This is a genomic window from Sporosarcina sp. Y1011, from assembly GCF_057669885.1.
This window is the reverse complement of the sequence record NZ_JBYHFP010000003.1, coordinates 226323-245041: the sequence shown is the minus strand read 5'-3', so window position 1 is coordinate 245041 and position 18719 is coordinate 226323. Positions and strand designations below refer to the sequence as shown.

General features: G+C 41.8%; 17 protein-coding genes. All 17 read left to right on the top strand.

Annotated elements, in window-relative coordinates:
• Positions 1–51 precede the first annotated feature (51 nt).
• Positions 52–963, top strand: coding sequence for a ketopantoate reductase family protein (locus AC25Y5_RS05425; RefSeq protein WP_488139436.1), 912 nt, complete (start codon positions 52–54; stop codon positions 961–963).
• Positions 951–1340 carry a DUF3397 domain-containing protein gene (locus AC25Y5_RS05420; protein WP_488139435.1) on the top strand — a complete coding sequence of 130 codons (390 nt, stop codon included), beginning with the start codon at positions 951–953 and terminating at the stop codon, positions 1338–1340. Before AC25Y5_RS05425 ends, AC25Y5_RS05420 begins: the two co-directional genes overlap by 13 nt.
• Before the next feature lie 89 nt (positions 1341–1429).
• A complete protein-coding gene (gene bshC / locus AC25Y5_RS05415; RefSeq protein WP_488139434.1) occupies positions 1430–3046 on the top strand; it encodes a bacillithiol biosynthesis cysteine-adding enzyme BshC in 1617 nt (538 codons plus the stop codon).
• Between the two features lie 438 nt (positions 3047–3484).
• The gene (gene mraZ / locus AC25Y5_RS05410; RefSeq protein WP_482100352.1) at positions 3485–3916 is read left to right on the top strand and encodes a division/cell wall cluster transcriptional repressor MraZ; all 432 of its coding nucleotides are present in this window, start codon (positions 3485–3487) and stop codon (positions 3914–3916) included.
• Positions 3917–3948: 32 nt separating this feature from the next.
• A complete protein-coding gene (gene rsmH, locus AC25Y5_RS05405; RefSeq protein WP_488139561.1) occupies positions 3949–4881 on the top strand; it encodes a 16S rRNA (cytosine(1402)-N(4))-methyltransferase RsmH in 933 nt (310 codons plus the stop codon).
• Positions 4882–4897: 16 nt separating this feature from the next.
• Positions 4898–5269, top strand: coding sequence for a cell division protein FtsL (ftsL, locus tag AC25Y5_RS05400; protein ID WP_488139433.1), 372 nt, complete (start codon positions 4898–4900; stop codon positions 5267–5269).
• Positions 5270–5304: 35 nt separating this feature from the next.
• Positions 5305–7470 carry a penicillin-binding protein gene (locus AC25Y5_RS05395; protein ID WP_488139432.1) on the top strand — a complete coding sequence of 722 codons (2166 nt, stop codon included), beginning with the start codon at positions 5305–5307 and terminating at the stop codon, positions 7468–7470.
• A gap of 57 nt (positions 7471–7527) precedes the next feature.
• Complete coding sequence (locus tag AC25Y5_RS05390; protein ID WP_488139560.1) at positions 7528–9441, top strand: penicillin-binding transpeptidase domain-containing protein; 1914 nt, start codon at positions 7528–7530, stop codon at positions 9439–9441.
• A 71-nt stretch (positions 9442–9512) separates the two neighbouring features.
• Positions 9513–10484, top strand: a complete 972-nt coding sequence (mraY, locus tag AC25Y5_RS05385; protein WP_482103897.1) for a phospho-N-acetylmuramoyl-pentapeptide-transferase — start codon at positions 9513–9515, stop codon at positions 10482–10484.
• Complete coding sequence (murD, locus tag AC25Y5_RS05380) at positions 10485–11834, top strand: UDP-N-acetylmuramoyl-L-alanine--D-glutamate ligase (RefSeq protein ID WP_488139431.1); 1350 nt, start codon at positions 10485–10487, stop codon at positions 11832–11834.
• A gap of 75 nt (positions 11835–11909) precedes the next feature.
• On the top strand, positions 11910–13001 hold the full coding sequence (locus tag AC25Y5_RS05375) for an FtsW/RodA/SpoVE family cell cycle protein (protein ID WP_488139430.1): 1092 nt from the start codon (positions 11910–11912) through the stop codon (positions 12999–13001).
• Positions 13002–13017: 16 nt separating this feature from the next.
• Complete coding sequence (locus tag AC25Y5_RS05370) at positions 13018–13803, top strand: cell division protein FtsQ/DivIB (RefSeq protein ID WP_488139429.1); 786 nt, start codon at positions 13018–13020, stop codon at positions 13801–13803.
• Complete coding sequence (locus tag AC25Y5_RS05365) at positions 13787–14509, top strand: DUF881 domain-containing protein (protein WP_488139428.1); 723 nt, start codon at positions 13787–13789, stop codon at positions 14507–14509. Before AC25Y5_RS05370 ends, AC25Y5_RS05365 begins: the two co-directional genes overlap by 17 nt.
• Positions 14510–14546: 37 nt before the next feature.
• Positions 14547–15263, top strand: coding sequence for a DUF881 domain-containing protein (locus AC25Y5_RS05360; RefSeq protein ID WP_488139427.1), 717 nt, complete (start codon positions 14547–14549; stop codon positions 15261–15263).
• Between the two features lie 3 nt (positions 15264–15266).
• A complete protein-coding gene (locus AC25Y5_RS05355) occupies positions 15267–15635 on the top strand; it encodes a small basic family protein (RefSeq protein ID WP_482100361.1) in 369 nt (122 codons plus the stop codon).
• Between the two features lie 97 nt (positions 15636–15732).
• Entirely contained in the window at positions 15733–17013 is a 1281-nt protein-coding gene (ftsA, locus tag AC25Y5_RS05350; RefSeq protein WP_488139426.1) for a cell division protein FtsA, read from the top strand.
• 42 nt (positions 17014–17055) lie between these two features.
• Complete coding sequence (gene ftsZ, locus AC25Y5_RS05345; protein ID WP_482100363.1) at positions 17056–18234, top strand: cell division protein FtsZ; 1179 nt, start codon at positions 17056–17058, stop codon at positions 18232–18234.
• Positions 18235–18719 lie beyond the last annotated feature (485 nt).

Genomic DNA, 18719 nt, shown 5'->3' with positions numbered 1-18719 from the left:
AAAGGTCTACCGCTGTTCAGGTAGGCCTTTTCATTTTGGGGGAGGGTAAACATGGATGTAGTCATTGCTGGGGCGGGTTCAATTGGGTTGTTGCTCGGATCATTCTTGTCGGAGGCTGGAATGGACGTGACTTTTTACGTCAGAAGAGAAGAGCAGGCTGAGCTCATTCGCGGAGAAGGTATTCAGCGCATTAACCAGGACGGTACTAAATTTGTATTTCACGCGAAATCTACGACGGACATCACAGTGATTTCTCCAACAGCACTATGTATTATTGCGGTCAAATTTGCAGGTCTTCAAAATCTGCTAATGGAAATAAAGGACGCGGGTTTGAAGAATCCGCTACTGTTCGTACAAAATGGAATTGGTCATTTGGAAATTGTGGAAAGCTTTAATTCTCTGGAAATCGCTTTCGCCACCGTGGAACAAGGAGCGCGTCGAATAGACGATCGAACGGTTTCTCATAATGGGATTGGCATGCTTACAATTGCCACTTTAAATGGTGAGGACAGCGTATTTGACTTAATCGGACAGGCACGCTCAGATATATTCCCGGTCAGTTACCATACTGATGCAGAACTGATTTTAATGCGAAAAGTAATGATCAACTGTATGATCAATCCTTTGACTGCCATTCTTAAAGTGGAAAACGGAGAGTTACTTACAAACGCTCATTGCCTTACTTTACTTAAGACCCTATATAAAGAATTGATGTACGCCTTTCCAGAAATACAATCGGTTCTATCTTATGAAGAAGTAGCGGATGTCTGCAAAAAAACGGCAAACAACAAATCGTCAATGCTGGCAGATCGTATGTCCGGAAATCCTATGGAAATAGATACAATCGTTTCTGCAACTATCCGAAAGGCAAGAGGACAGGGAAAGTCGTTACCTCTCCTATCGGCGTTGGAACAGATGCTGTATGCAATTGATTGGAAAGGGGAAAGGACATGGATGGAGTGATTCCTGCACTTTTAGGGACAATCATTTTGTTCCCTTTCATTGTTACAATTGTCATCCTAATTATTATGAGAAAGCTTGGAAAAGCGCCCGTTTCCGTTATTGGGTTCGCCGCGGATTTGACGACTCCATTCTTGTTCATTGCTGTTTATGTCGTATCTTATACCATATTCGGGAAGGGATTAGGGTTTTATATTGGAGGATTTGCAATCATTCTCGCGATTATTTTTTCATTCATAGAACGCAGTAGAGTGAAGGAATTTCGTGTTGGCCGGCTGTTACGGAAAATATGGAGATTTTATTTCCTAGTTTTAATGGTTGTCTATTTGAGCCTCCTAGTTACGGGAACTGTACTGAGAATTGTCGAGTATGTTAATTAAACGAATTTTGTATAAGCGTATATTTTTCAATCCTGCAACTTGGAATGTTATACTCTCCTCATACCGATAGTTACAAAGGGGCATGAATAATGGAATTGGAAGTATTGGCATTACAAGAAAAGAATAAAGTGATGCAATCGTATAATAACGATAAAGAATTTTTACATATGTTTTTCGATTATAAAAACGTAGAGAGTTCCTATCCTACAAGACTTAATGAACTCGCGGGCCGTGATTTCGAAAGAGCTCAGCTAGCAGATGCAATTCGTACATTCATGGAACCATTTGGTATTTCCGCGGTTGCAAATTCGCATATCAATGAACTTGCAGAAAATGCAGTCACTGTAATTGGCGGTCAGCAAGCCGGCATTTTAACTGGACCTTTATACTCTGTTCATAAAGCAATCACAGTTATTTTACTTGCACGTAAGCAAAGGGAAAAACTAAACGTACCGGTAGTACCTGTCTTTTGGGTTGCAGGTGAAGACCATGACTTAAATGAAATCAATCATATTTACACTGAAATGGATGGACAGGCAACGAAAAATCAATACCGTGAAAAGTTCGTTCTTAAGCTTATGGCATCAGATGCGGTATATGACAAGAAAATGCTGTCGTCATTTGTCAAAGATACTTTTGGTAAATTTGGTGAAACTTCAAATACGAAAGCTTTATTGGACGAAGTGCTCAGTGCGGTAGAGATGGAAGATACGTTTACACACTTCTTTGTCAGACTGATGAATGGCCTTTTTGAAAATGAAGGACTGTTATTTATAGATTCGGCTGCAAAACAGCTACGTGAGCTCGAAAAGAAACATTTTGTTCGACTTATTGTAGAATCCGAACGTATTGCAGAAGCAGTCAAGAGTAAGGAAGAATTGTTTGCTGAAAAAGGATATGGTACTCCGCTTGGCGCTGAATCTGATGCTGCAAACTTATTCTACGTGCATGATACAGGTCGAGTTCTTTTATCTAGAAGAGATGGTTATTTTGTAAATGACAGTTCAGGCTTGCAATTTTCGAAACTAGATATGCTGCGAATTGCTGAAGAAACGCCGTGGCTATTGAGTAATAATGTTGCGACCAGACCGATTATGCAGGATATGGTATTCCCTGTACTCGCTTTCGTTGGTGGACCGGGAGAAATAGCATATTGGTCAGTCTTGAAAGAAGCATTTCATCATCTGGACATGAAAATGCCGATTATTGTTCCACGCATGTCCATGACGCTGGTAACTCCACAAGTGCAACATGCGCTGAAAGAGAAGTTTCTGACTGTTGAAGAAGTCATGTCGGGAGCGGTGCTTACTGCGCGGGAACAATTCATAAGCGGATTGTCTGATGAAGGTTTCGATTCGGTTATGGATGAAACAGAAGAAATCCTTCGCAAACAGTATGAAAAAATTGCTGAATTCACAGATCGGCTAGGACCAACTATGCAAGAATTGCTAACAAAGAATTTGCAATTCCACAAAAAACAACTAGGTTATTTAAAAGGGAAAGCTGAAGAGGCAGTGTTATTGAAACACGCATCTGCACTCCGTACATACGGTATTCTAGAAGGAGAATTATTCCCTGAAGGCGTACTACAAGAGCGGCTTTATCCGCCATATGCTTATTTGAACGGTTACGGACCGACGCTTATAAATGACCTTCTTCAATTGCCATACGAAATGGATGGGACACACAAAATTATATATCTGTAAAGACTGACAACACAAAACACTCTTGCTTGCATAAATGTGCAGGCAAGAGTGTTTTGTGCTTTTTTTGGTTCTAGCTCCAAGCGCCAGCCGCTCGGGTCATAATTCGGTTCGGCTATGCGGCAAAGAACGCCGCTCCGCCAACCCGTCTTATGCCTGTCGCGTCTATACGGCGCCTTACGCTTTTCTTGTTTGTCTAGCTCCAGGCGCCAACTCCTCGGGTCATAAGGCGTTTTGTTGCGGGGGCTGAAGAGCGCCCCCTTCACAAACCGTCTTATGCCTGTCGGAGCTGTGCGGCGCCTTACGCTTTTCTTGTTCCAAAATCTCATTGAAACAAGTACTATTGACACATTTTAATACGAATCTGGATTAATTTTAGGATACTAGTGGAGGATTGTGGGGGGATGTGGTACATTTATTTCATATAGTGGGGTGAAGAGTATGTTCATGGGCGAATATCAGCATACTGTCGATATAAAAGGTCGTCTGATTGTTCCTTCGAAGTTTCGGGAACACTTGGGAGAAGGCTTTGTGTTGACTCGTGGCCTGGACAACTGTCTCTTCGGTTATCCAATGAAAGAATGGGAACTCCTTGAAGAAAAGCTGAAAGCGTTGCCAGTGACGAAAAAAGATGCCCGCGCATTTGCAAGGTTTTTCTTCTCCGGTGCAACGGAAGTTGAATTGGACAAGCAAGGCCGCATCAATATTCCTTCTTCATTACTCCAATATGCGAAGGTTGAAAAGGATTGTGTCGTAATCGGTGTTTCAGGCCGTATTGAGATTTGGTCTAAAGCATTGTGGGATGCCTATTATGATGAATCTGAACAATCATTCAATGAAATTGCAGAAAATATTATCGACTTTGATTTTTAATGAAAATGAAATTATGAAAGTGGGCGGTTTCAATTTTTAACCATACTACAGTTTTGCTTCACGAAGCCGTCGAGGGTTTGGCTATAAAAAATGACGGCATCTATGTCGACTGCACACTAGGTGGGGCAGGTCATAGTTTAGAAATTGCCAAAAAATTATCGCCTGGAGGCAGACTGATTTGTTTTGATCAGGATATTACGGCGATAGAAGTTGCAAAAGAACGATTGAAGGATTATCTTCCTCAAGTTACATTTGTGCATTCGAATTTCAGAAACTTGAAATCTGAGCTGGGCAAGATTGGTATCTCTACAGTTGATGGCATCCTTTATGACTTAGGCGTGTCATCTCCACAGCTTGATACACCTGAACGTGGATTTAGCTACAATTTGGATGCCCCTCTTGATATGCGGATGGACACAGATGCTTTGTTAACTGCTCATGAAGTTGTTAATGAATGGTCCTATGAAGACCTAGTACGAATCTTTTTCCGTTATGGTGAAGAGAAATTTTCAAAAAGAGTAGCACGTAAAATTGAAGAAGTTCGACAGCAAGCCCCAATTGAGACAACTGCGGAACTTGCAGAATTGATCAAAATGAGTATTCCAGCGGCTACAAGACGGACCGGTGGGCATCCAGCGAAGAGGGTATTCCAAGCAATCCGGATTGCAGTGAATGACGAGCTTGGTGCAGCCGAAGATTCGATAACGGAAGCAATCACTTTGCTCAATCCCGGCGGACGTATAAGCGTAATTACATTCCATTCATTGGAAGATAGATTATGTAAAACAATTTTTAAAGAAGCATCTTCTTTACCGGATCTTCCACCGAACTTACCAGTTATACCGGAAGGCATGGAACCTATATTGAAATTGGTGACAAGAAAACCTATTGTACCGAGTGAAACAGAGTTAGATGTGAATAAGCGGGCACGTTCCGCAAAACTAAGGATTGTCGAAAAAAAGTAGAGGGGGAAATGTGTGAATGGCATTAGAACAAAGAAAATTCCAGACGACATATGTACGAGAACTAGAAACACCGGAAATTCCTAGGAAACAACCTCAAATACGTCCTTCCCGGAAAGTTTTTTCTGTCGGGGAGAAATTCTTATTCGTGCTGTTTTCAACAGTTCTGGTTCTTTTCTCAACTATGATTTTACATACGCAAGCCCAAATTAATGATACCAACAGGGAAGTGCAATTGCTTGGAAGAGATATTACAGAAACATCAAAAAAGAATATGGAATTGTCCATCCAAGTGAAAGAAAAATCCACATATGAGCAGATATGGGAGAAAGCGAAGGAACTTGGCTTGAAGCCGAACGAGAACAACGTAAAGGTTGTGCCTGGACGATGAAAAAAAAGTTTCGATTCCAATGGGGAGCCTTTCTGATGTTTTTGGTATACGGAGGGCTCTTTTTTCTTTTGTTCGGAAGAATTTTGTTCATTCAAGTGACGGGACAAGCGGAAGGTAAAGTGATGGCGACACTTGCCGAAACGAAATACGCTCGAGAATCGGTTTTAAAAGCAGACCGGGGAACGATTGTAGACCGTAATGGTGAGTTAATAGCTTCCGATACATTGAGTTACCGGCTCATAGTTGTATTGAGTGAAAGCGCGAGTAAAGGATCGAAAAAACCATTGCATGTTGTCGATTATGAAAAGACTGCTGAGGTGCTCGCCGAATACATTCCGCTTGAAAAAGATGCAATTCTTTCTCGCTTGACTGAAGCAAAAGACAATGATAAATATCAAGTAGAGTTTGGGAATGCTGGTCGTGACATCACCAACGAAACGGTGTTGGCAATTAGAGGAAAAAAACTACCAGGAGTCCTGTTTATTGAAGACCTGAAAAGGTATTATCCGAACGGTGTTTTTGCATCGTATTTAATTGGATTTGCTATGAAGGAAGAAGATACCAACGGCAATATTGCAACTGTCGGTAAAATGGGACTTGAAAAGACGTATAATGAACAGTTGAACGGGACCGATGGAATAGTGAACTTTGAGTCGGACGGTTTCGGGTTTATGTTGCCAAAAGCGGAAAAAGCAATTGTTGCGCCTAAAGACGGCTATGAAATTCAACTGACGCTTGATAAAACGATTCAAAACTTCGTGGAAGATGCGATGAACCGCGTAGAAAAAGAGTATTCACCGAAAAGTATACTCGCTGTTGTTGCAGATCCTAAAACGGGGCAAATACTTGCGATGAGTCAGCGACCCACATTTCATCCGTCTACTCGTGAAGGACTTACGGAGAATTGGTTAAATCAGGCTGTTGAAACAACGATTGAACCGGGTTCTACAACTAAAATGTTTACAGTAGCTGGGGCAATTGAAGAAAAGAAGTGGAATCCTACTGACTTCTATAAATCTGGGCAATATAAATTATATGATGTGACTGTACGCGATCATAATAAAGTAGGGTGGGGCTATATTTCATTCCTTGAAGGCTTCCAAAGGTCTTCGAATGTGTCCATGGCTTATTTACTGGAAAAAATGGGTGATAAAACATTCATCGAGTATATGAGGAAATTCGGATTCGGGGAAAAGACCGGAATTGACTTGCCAAATGAAGCATCGGGGAAAATTCTAGACGATTGGCCGATTGAACGATTGACAACTGCCTTTGGGCAGGGCTCCACAGTTACAGTAATGCAGATGATCCAAGCGGGTACTGCAATTGCAAATGATGGTGTCATGATGAGGCCATATGTGATTGATAAAATTACCGATCCAAATACTAATAAAGTCATTCAAGATCAAAAACCTGAGGAAAATGGAAGCCCTATTTCTGCTGAGACAGCAAAAGAAGTGAGGGAGTTGCTCGCTTCCACTGTGACTTCTGAAAAAGGTACAGGCAGAAAATTTGCCCTCGATGGCTATACAGTCGGTGGTAAGACAGGCACCGCAGAAATACCGAATCCATCTGGAGCGGGCTATTTATCTGGTAATGGAAATTACTTGTATTCATTCCTTGGTATGGCGCCAGCTGAAGATCCGCAATTGCTAACGTATATTGTAGTTCAGCAACCGAAACTAAAAGCGGGGGAAATCGGTTCAGATACTGTTTCAAAACTATTTACTTCAATTATGGACAACAGTTTGCGCTACAAGAACATTGTTCCAAGCGGAGATGATATCGTTGAACCGACAGTTCTCGGTGAATATACTGGGAAAGATTCGAAAGTAGCAATTGAAAAATTAACAAAAGATGGCTTTGTCCCGGAAATAATTGGTGAGGGCGGGGAAATTGACATCCAATATCCACAGGCCGGAACGAAACTAGTTAAAGGTTCAGTCGTCCTATTGCGAACAAAGGGACCGGATACATTACCTGACTTTATGGGATGGTCGAAAAAAATGGTTCTTTCGTATAAAATGTTATCTGGACTTGATATTCGGATTAACGGGGATGGCTATGTTACTGAACAAAGCCTTTCAAAAGGGTCTGTAATTGGGGATGACGAGCCCGTAGTGATTCACTTAGAATCACCTTCTGAAATCTATAAACCCGTAGAAGAGACCGAAGAAGAAGAGAGTAAAGTAGGCGGATAACGAATAGCGAACCGCGTCACATCATACGTTGATATAAAAACGAGAGGTGTGTAACCGCTGCGGACGATTATACAATTACAATCTAAAAAGAGATTACGAGCGGTATTTGTTATTTTTCTTATCTGCCTTTCAATGGTCGTTGTCAAGTTATTCCATGTGCAAATTATAAAACATGAATTACTGAAGGGACGCGCAGAAGCAAATTGGGATCGTGAAATCCCGTTCGGCGGGATTCGCGGGAACATCGTAGATCGGAATGGGGATTTAATTGTTGGCAATAAATTGGCACCAACACTGTACTTTATGCCATCACAAAATCGTGAAGTGAAAAGTGCAGCGATTGCGCTGGCAAGTGTTTTAGAAGTAGACGCTGCTAAACTGGAAAAGAAAATGGCGCAAAGAGAAGTTATGGTTAAATTGGCGCCCGAAGGAAAAAACATTACGAAAGAGCAGGCGGATGAAATTGCTCGACTGCAAATAGATGGATTGTATACGGGTGTCGATTTTGTCAGGGAGTATCCGAATGGCGAGCTGTTGTCTAGATTGATAGGCTTTACGGGATATGATAGCCAAGGACTTGCAGGTATCGAGTACGCATATGACGAAATCCTGAAAGGAACTGGCGATAATATCCGATTGTATACAGATGCAAAAGGGCTTCCGCTTCCCCATGTGGATGATGGTTTTAAAACAGGGGTAAAAGGTGCTAATGTCGAGTTGACAATCGATTTACGCATGCAGGAAATAGTGGAGCGGGAACTAATGCAAGCCATGGAAAAGTATGATGCGACTCAAGCACTTGCAATCATCATGAATCCGAAAACGGGCGAATTGCTGTCACTTGCCTCTGCCCCGACATTTCATCCGTCAGACTTTCAAAATGTAGATCCGAGTATTTATAATCGGAACTTGCCTGTCTGGATGACTTTCGAGCCTGGCTCGACTTTCAAAATTCTGACACTCGCCGCGGGACTTGAAGAAAAAGTAATAGATCTTCAAAAGGAACAGTTTTATGATCCAGGTTATGTAATGGTTGGAAAAGCGAGATTGCGCTGTTGGAAAAGAGAAGGCCATAAGGAACAGACATTCCTTGAAGTCGTTGAAAATTCATGCAACCCTGGATTTGTTGAAATTGGCCAGCGATTGGGACCAGAAAAAATGAATAAGTATATTAGAGATTTCGGCTTTGGCCAGTCGACTGGTTCAGGCATTGCAGGCGAATCGAAAGGGATTTTATTTTCCGAAAAAGCGTTTGGTCCCGTCGAGCAAGCGACAACGGCATTTGGTCAAGGGATTTCAGTAACTCCTATCCAACAAGTTCAAGCGGTTGCCGCAGCGATTAACGGCGGTTATCTTTATCGTCCATACATCGTTAAAGAAATCATGGATGATAAAGGGAAGTCGATCCAATCATTTGAGCCTGAAATGCAGCGACGTGTGATTAGTGAAGAAACCTCGAAGCAGGTGAGGGAGTCATTGGAATCAGTGGTGGCAAATGGATCTGGACGTAATGCATTTACAGACGGACTTCGTGTTGGTGGAAAGACAGGTACTGCACAAAAAGTTGTTGATGGAGCTTATAAAGATGGAGATTATATCGTATCATTCATCGGATTTGCACCAGCGGATGATCCTGAATTGCTTGTTTATATTGCAATTGACAGCCCGAAAAACTCAGTTCAGTTCGGAGGCGTTATTGCGGCTCCTATCGTAGGACGCATTATTGAGGAAATTGCTCCGCTTGCTGGAATTACGCATAGGGAAGGTCAAATTGACAAAGAATACAGGTGGGGAGATTCATTGTCACACCGAGTGCCCGATCTAACGGGAATGAAGAAAAGTAAGCTCACAAGTCAATTGTATACGTACCGTATCGAGTGGCATGGTTCAGGAGAAAAAGTGAAATATCAGTTCCCCACAGCGGATACATTGATTACGGTTGATGATATTATCCACGTTTACACGGAATGACACATATAAAAGCAAAGTCTGTGACGGTGTATTTTTACAAACTGTCTCAGAAGGTAGAAGGAGAATAAATCATGACACTTGTCACTACGTTGACGGCCATTGTGGTCGCGTTTATCATATCTACACTTTTAGGGTTTTTAATCATCCCAGCTCTCAGAAGAATGAAGTTTGGGCAGAGTATCCGAGAGGAAGGGCCTAAAACCCATCAGAAAAAAGCGGGTACACCTACAATGGGCGGGCTCATCTTTATCGGTTCGATTATCATTACAACACTTGGCCTTTCATACATATACGATGTACTGACGACTCAGACGATAGTCCTTTTGCTTGTTCTGATTGGTTTTGGGGTCATCGGTTTCCTGGATGACTTCATAATCGTTGTTTTAAAAAGGAACTTAGGTCTGACGTCCATTCAAAAGCTGATTGGGCAAATTATCGTTGCAATTGCAGCATTCTTCCTATTGAAGCTGGGGCCGTTTGATACTGCGGTTCAAATACCTTTTACCGACTTTAAAATAGAACTTGGTATATTCTATGTGGCCTTTCTCATTTTTTGGCTTGTCGGGTTTTCCAATGCAGTGAATTTATCAGATGGACTAGACGGACTCGTGGCAGGAACCTCATCAATTGCTTTTGCTGCATTTGGAGTCCATGCATTGGTTTACGGACAACATGATATTGCAATCTTTGCTTTCGTGGTTACGGGAGCAATGCTTGGCTTCCTTGTATTCAATGTTAAGCCAGCCAAAGTTTTCATGGGTGATACAGGGTCATTGGCGCTCGGCGGTGCACTCGCGATGATATCTGTTTTAATCAAACAGGAATTCCTTCTTATTATTATTGGAATTGTCTATGTCGTTGAAACGCTATCTGTTATTATCCAAGTAATTAGTTTCAAAACGACGGGTAAACGGGTATTTAAGATGAGTCCGATCCATCATCATTTTGAATTATCGGGCTGGTCCGAGTGGAAAATTGTAATTGTTTTTTGGGGTGTTGCTTTCTTCGCAGCAATTCTCCCTGTCTTGTTGGAGGTGATGTAATTGAAGAATCCAAATCAGTTTAAGGGGAAAAATGTTCTTGTCTTAGGTCTTGCGAAAAGCGGTTATGCCGCGGCAAGCCTATTGCATTCATCCGGGGCGATTGTGACTGTTAATGATGCGGCGCCGTCAAAAGGGGATGCGGAGACAATAGAACTTCAAGCACTTGGAATACGTGTTATTTGCGGCGGCCATCCAGCCGATATCCTTGATGAAAGCTATGACTTCGTTGTCAAAAATCCGGGAATCCCTTATAGCAATATTGTTGTTGAAGAGGCACTCCGCAAAGGGATTCCAGTGTGGACGGAAATTGAACTTACATCCAGGATAAGTGAAGCGCAAATCGTCGGAATTACAGGATCCAATGGTAAAACAACGACGACGACTTTGCTGTACCATATGCTTAGTATTGGTGGTAAACATCCATTGATTGCTGGCAACATCGGAACAGTCTCTTGCACTGTCGCAGAGAAAGCTACGAAGGAAAACATTATTGTTCTTGAAGCATCTTCATTTCAACTAATGGGAACAGAGTCATTCCGCCCTGAAATAGCCATCTGGACAAATTTATATGACTCACATATAGATTACCATGGGACATCTGAAGCATACGCGGAAGCAAAGTATGGAATATCAAAAAATCAAACAGAGCAAGATTATCTTATATTCAATGATGATCAGCCGGAACTGAGTAAGTATGCTGCCCGTTCAAGTGCTAGGAAAATTCCTTTTTCACTAACTGGAAAAAAAGAGCATGGAATATCAGCTGACGATCAGCAAATATACTGGAATGGGGAACTTTATGTAAAGCGTTCCGTCATCAAGTTACCTGGACAGCATAATCTAGAAAATATTCTTGCGGCAACTGCTGCAGCTATTCTATTAGGTTGTGATAAATCAGCAATCGAAAGTGTTCTAAGTTCCTTTACAGGTGTACGACATCGAATGCAGTTTGTGAAAGAATTACATGGACGAAAGTTTTATAATGATTCGAAAGCAACGAACACGCTTGCTACAAAAAGTGCTTTGGCAGCTTTCAATGTCCCCACTATCCTGATTGCGGGGGGACTGAATCGAGGTCAATCATTTGAAGAGTTAAGACCCTACATGACAAATGTGAAATCAGTCATTGTAGTCGGAGAGACCGCAGAGAAGTTTTCAGAGTTTGCAGCATCCTGTGATGTCTCAGTTATTATTCCAGCTGAAGATATGAAAGATGCAGTACGAAAAGCATATCCGCTTTCAGAGACAGGCGATATTATTCTACTGTCACCGGCTTGCGCAAGTTGGGATCAATACCCTGATTTTGAAATCCGGGGCGATCAATTCATAAGTGCAGTCATGAAATTGTAGGTTTTTAAATGATTAAATGCTATTCGCATGGGATTTAATAAAAATCCTTGCTTGATCTAGCAAATTTGCGGAAGGATGCGTTCACTGGAAGCTAAGTTGAAAACGTCTTTTATTATTTCTGCCGTGACGCTGTCGCTCATCGGATTGGCTTTTGTCCATTCCGCCGGTTCTTATTGGGGAGCTGTCCATTATGCTGATTCCTCACCTTTCATTGTAAAACAAGTCATTTATATGGCGGTATCTATTGGAATTGGACTCATTATCATGAAAAGTCCACTAACATCGAACCCGAAAACGTGGACGGTATTTTATATTGCGATGATTTTATTACTCATTGCGGTTCTTATACCTGGAATCGGCGCAGTACGAAACGGCTCCCAAAGTTGGATTGCATTTGGACCATTCAGTCTCCAACCGGCAGAATTCATCAAAGTCGCATTGATCGGAAAACTAGCTTGTAGTATCGCTAATTCGACTGGAAAAAGAGTTTTCCAGTTTAGTCATATCGGGGTGATACTCTTGCCGGCCGCTTTAATCATGTTGCAACCAGATTTAGGCTCCGCCGTCATAATGATTGTCTCTGCATTTGTTATTCTGTTTATTGCAGGATATCCGCTTCGTTTTTTCATGTTTTTAGGATTGGGTGGAATAGGTGCTTTTATCGCGTTGATTGCCGCTGCACCTTACAGGTTAGATCGCATTAAATCTTACATTGATCCCTGGAATGATCCGCTTGGTACGGGTTTTCAAGGGATTCAGTCGTTATTTGCCATTGCACCAGGAGGGTTGGTTGGTCATGGTTACGGGAATAGCCGTCAGAAGTATCTTTATTTGCCGGAGCCCCAAAATGACTTCATTTTCTCAATAATTGCAGAAGAATCGGGATTTATTGGAGCCGCGGTGGTTTTGTTCCTGTTCGGTGTCCTTTTGGCAGCAACTTTCGGAATAGCAATCAGGACGAAAGGTAAATATGCATTTTTAATGGTAGCAGGCATGGGTTCCATGATCATCTTTCAAACCTTCTTAAATGTCGGCGTCGTTTCTGGGCTATTGCCTGTCACCGGTGTCACCTTGCCGTTTATCAGCTACGGAGGGTCGTCATTAATGACTACCTGGATAGCGGCTGGAACAATTATGCATTTTACAGTTGTAAAAAAATCGTCATGATAAAGGAGGAGCCGAAATGGACAAAGTCATCGATATTGAAGAGCGAATTCCATCCATGCGGGAAAAACGCCGCAAGAAAACGAATAAAAAATTCCTTTTCATGTTGACCGTGTTCATCCTTGCGCTCCTGGCTATCCTTTACTTCCAATCACCACTTAGTAAGGTAGAAGAGATTACTGTAACTGGAGCGGTTCTCCAACAACCGGAATTTTATAAGGAACAAAGCGGTTTATTAAAGGACAAGTCTATCTGGAGCTTCAATACGGGGGAAGTTGAAGAGTCAATGGAGAAGATTATCGGTGTAGAAAAAGTCTCGGTGTCTCGGAAATGGTTTAGAAATGTTGAAATCGCTGTGACTGAGTGGGAGACTGTTGCTTATATGGAAGACGCAGGGCAATATAGTCTTCTGCTGGAAAGTGGGGAGACATTTCCGAACGAATTGTTGCTTCCAGATGCGAAATCTCCAGTTTTGAACAACTTCAAGTCTTCCAAAATACGGAAAAGGATGACAAAGCAATTGTTAAAAATGGACGACGAAGTCTTCCATTCCATTTCCGAAATAATATTCACTGGAGATAAGTCAGATACGGATAGTATTACAATCTATATGGATGATGGATTTGAAGTCCGTGCCTTCATCTCAACTTTCGCTGAAAAGATGTCTTATTATCCCGACATCACTGCACAATTGAACGACTATGAAAAAGGTGTAATAGACATGGAAGTCGGCACGTTTTTCACTCCCTTCAGCAAAGTGTACGGGTTAATTGAGGAGGAGGATACGATTGGCGAAGAAGACTAATGAGGATTACAAGAAGAGGGGTAGGAGGATACTTTTTTCTGTTGTCTTTCTCGTACTCGGTTTCATTCTCGCGTTTTCATATCGGACTCTTGGTATAAATCAGGAGGACGCAAATTTTAAATCACCTGCATTTATAAAAGAAGAGGATTACCGGGAAAATTTAATTAGTCAGCAGGAACGGAATAAGGAATTGACAGATGAAATCGCCGCTAAGCAGGAAGAGATACGTGAGTATGAACGTTCATTCTCTACAGGGGAGAAAAATCATGCCGATCTCGTGGAAGAAGCCAAAGATCTCCGCTTGCTGCTTGGCGTAATCCCTGCTGCCGGACAAGGTGTCAAAATTACCATGAAAGATGCCGATTACGATCCGGTTGAACAGAATCCGAATGATTATATTGTTCATGAAAGCCATATTCTTCGGGTTGTTAATGAACTTAGGATTTCTGGAGCGCAAGGATTAGCGATAAATGGGCAAAGAATAACATCAAACTCTTACATCAAATGCACAGGACCAGTTATTACGGTGGACGGCAAGACATTCCCTGCACCATTCGTTATAGAAGCAATTGGGGATATGAATGTACTGGCATCCGCGCTCCATTTAAAAGGCGGTGTAATTGACAGTTTAATTCGGGATAACATTGTGGTTACAACTGAACAATTAAAAGATATTCAACTATCGGCATTACTGGACGAAGGTTGAATAACGGTCTAGGAGGATCCGAAAGGAGGTTGGACGGATGAAGAAAATACATTGGAGATTTACCTTAATCCTGCTCCTAGTTGGATTCATGTCTGCCGTCCAATTCAATTCGTTGAAAAGTCCTGAAGAAAGGGATACGAGGGATATTTGGGCAATCCGTCAAGACTTGGCAACTGAAAAGCAATTTCATTCTGAACTGCTGTCTGAAATTCGTGAATTGGACCAAACGATTATTACATACAAATCGTTGAACGATGAAAATACTGGGACAGCCTTAACCCAAACAGTGGACAAGCTCTATCGTCAAGCGGGCGTCACGGACATTCAAGGTCCTGGCGTTGTTATCAAGGTGAAGCCTTCACCGGAAAGTGTGGCATTTGGGATTCCGATAACGGGGATATCACCTGATTTGCTAACACGTTTTGTCAATGAGCTAAATAGGTTTAATGGGCTTACTTATGAAATAGATGGTAAGCGGTTTACGATATTGAGTTCAATCAGGGATATTAACGGCATGACAACTGTAAATGGACTAAATGTATCTACCCCCCCGTTTACCATTAAAATCATTTCCCCGACGTTTACGGAAAGTGAAAAGTTGTATAATTATTTATTGGCTTCGACCATTCATGATGACTTTTATATCGACGATTTAATCCTCGAGGTAGGGAAACCCGAAATGGATCTTGAGATACGAGGCTATCCAGACAGATTTGATAATCAATTTTTAGAAGAATTGCCGAAAGGGGAATGACTCATGTGGTTACCTATACTCGGTCTCATAATTGGAATTTCGCTTGGACTCTTGTCAGACATTCAAATTCCACAAATATATGATAATTATTTATCAATTGCAGTACTTGCCGCTTTAGATACGTTATTTGGAGGCATTAGGGCGCATTTACAGCAAGTATACGATGACAAGGTGTTCGTATCGGGATTCTTCTTTAACATCGCTCTAGCGGCAGCACTGGCATTTCTAGGAGTGCACCTTGGAGTCGATCTGTACCTGGCAGCAATCTTTGCCTTCGGGGTCAGGTTATTCCAAAATATCGCCGTCATTAGAAGAATTTTACTTGTAAAGTGGACAGAACGAGGTAAGATTTCAAATACTAATGTATTGTAATGAAAGGGTTTGAACAAAGTATGTCGAAAATATTTAGACAATACGCTCCTGATACAATAGAATGGGAGTTAAGAGTTGATATGGGAGGTGCCAGCAATTGAGCCAATCAGAACTATATGTATCACTTGATATAGGTTCTTCATCGGTTAAAGTATTAATCGGAGAAGTAGATGGTGGATCCCTACATGTTATCGGAGTTGGTAATGTACAATCCGCGGGAATCCGAAAAGGAACAATTATCGATATAGATGCAACCGTTCAGACTATCCGAAAAGCTGTAGAACAGGCTGAAAGAATGATAGGAATGCAAATTCGTGAAGTCATACTTGGTATACCTGCAAATGGCGTACTATTACAGGATGTCAAAGGCGTTGTTGCAGTTAACTCGGAAAATCGTGAAATCACTGACGATGATCTGGATCGAGTCATGAAATCAGCACAAGTTATGTCTGTTCCACCTGAACGAGAAATTGTTAATATTATTCCAAAACAATTCATTGTTGACGATTATGATGAAATAACGGATCCACGTGGAATGATAGGTGTACGTTTGGAAATGGACGGCACGCTAATTACTACATCAAAAACATTGGTTCATAATATATTACGCTGTGTAGAACGTGCAGGACTTGTGATACGCGAAATTTACCTACAACCGCTTGCGGCTGGTACATTCGCATTAACGGATGATGAAAAAAACCATGGTACTGCTTACATTGATATTGGCGGCGGGTCTACGACAGTTTCGATTTTCGGTCAAAACAGATTCATGTCGACAGCTGTTATCCCTGTGGGTGGGGATCATATTACAAAGGATTTATCAATTATTTTAAAAACCCCAACCGAACAAGCAAGAAAAATTAAACACCAGTATGGACATGCATTCTCTGATGATGCATCTGATGATGAGTTGTTTGAAGTACCTGTGATCGGTGCTGATTCAAAAGATCAATACAGTCAACGATACATATCAGAAATCATCGGTGTACGGCTTGAGGAACTTTTCGATCTCATCCTTGAAGAACTGTATCGGATGGGTGTACGGGATCTACCCGGTGGTGTCGTGTTGACCGGTGGAATAACGAAAATGGATGGTTTACTTCAACTTGCCAGACATGTGCTGAAAACGAGAGTTCGAATTCATACACCTGAATATATCGGTGTTAGAGAACCGATGTATACGACAGCGGTTGGTCTTATCCGTTATGCGCATATGCAAGATTCTTATTTTGGCCATGTGCCAGATTCACCGACAGTAGAATCCGAAAGTCATTCGGCGGCTCCTGTTAATAAGAAAAAGTCGGCAGAACGCAGCAAGGAGAAGAAACCAGGATTAATGGATAAGGCTAAAAGAGTTTTCGATAATTTCTTCGAATAAGGGTATTAAATAATTGTATGTAATGGATTAGGAGGAGAAACGATGCTGGAATTTGACACAAATGTTGACGCGTTAGCCGTCATTAAAGTAATTGGTGTAGGTGGCGGTGGGAACAATGCTGTAAATAGAATGATTGAACATGGGGTACAGGGAGTCGAATTTATTGCAGTAAACACAGATGCGCAAGCTTTGAATCTTTCTACTGCAGAAGTGAAGTTGCAAATTGGTGGTAAACTGACACGCGGACTTGGAGCGGGTGCAAATCCAGAAGTTGGTAAAAAAGCCGCTGAAGAAAGTAAAGAGCAGCTGGAAGAGGCATTGCGTGGAGCGGATATGGTCTTTGTCACTGCAGGTATGGGTGGAGGAACCGGAACGGGTGCTGCTCCGGTCATCGCACAAATCGCGAAGGATCTTGGTGCACTGACGGTCGGAGTCGTAACAAGACCATTTACATTTGAAGGTCGCAAACGCCAGACACAGGCAATCGGTGGTATTACGGCAATGAAAGAATCTGTCGATACGCTAATAGTCATTCCAAATGATAAGTTACTAGAAATCGTAGACAAAAATACACCTATGTTGGAAGCTTTCCGCGAGGCTGATAATGTACTTCGTCAAGGGGTACAAGGTATTTCTGATTTGATCGCTGTACCTGGACTTATTAACTTGGACTTTGCGGATGTTAAAACAATTATGTCCAATAAAGGTTCTGCTCTAATGGGAATCGGTATGTCAACGGGAGAAAATCGTGCGTCAGAAGCTGCGAAAAAGGCTATCTCGAGTCCTCTACTTGAAACATCGATTGACGGTGCCAAAGGCGTACTTATGAATATCACAGGTGGCTCTAACCTGAGTTTGTTCGAAGTGCAGGAAGCTGCAGATATCGTAGCTTCAGCATCAGATGAAGATGTGAATATGATTTTCGGATCGGTCATCAATGATAACTTGAAAGACGAGATTATTGTTACAGTCATTGCAACTGGATTTACCGAAGAGCAACTAACGGTATCACGTCCGTCTAGAAGCGCTGGTTTCGGTGCAGGACGTCCACAGGCACGTGAACAACAACAACAACAACCTCCTGTACAACAACCGCCAACGCGGGAACGCAGGGAGGAAGCGCCACAGTTCCAACAACAGGAACCTCCACGCCAACCTCAAAATAATCATCAAGATGACGCGCTCGATATTCCCACTTTCTTACGTAATCGACGCAGATAATAATGAGAAATTAAAAGCTTACCAAAAATGCAATTGCATTTTTTGGTAAGCTTTTTTGTGTGGAAATCTATAAACAATCCACAACTATTGGTTGTACAATATATGACGTTGGTGAAAGAAAATCCCCATCTCCACAAAGCAGGAGAAAGGGATAAAATTTCACTTACGTCATTTTTTTATTAATATAAATTGAACTAAAGAATCCTACTACACGCTGATTTCCGTTCCGAGCGGACGCGTCTATCTGGAACGGAAAGCAACGAGATATTTGGAAACCTATATAATAAAGGACTGCCGTAAAAAATCAGTTTTACTGACTTTCTGGAAAGTCCGGCGACAAATAAAAAAATCAATTATAGGCGGCTGAAATTCCTCACCAACGTTATTTGACAAAGAACCCAGTTATTCAGTAAACAACCATATGTACAGAAAACCGAAATCGAATTCTGTCGATTTCTTTTTTTTCCTTTACCCTCGTTCCGACA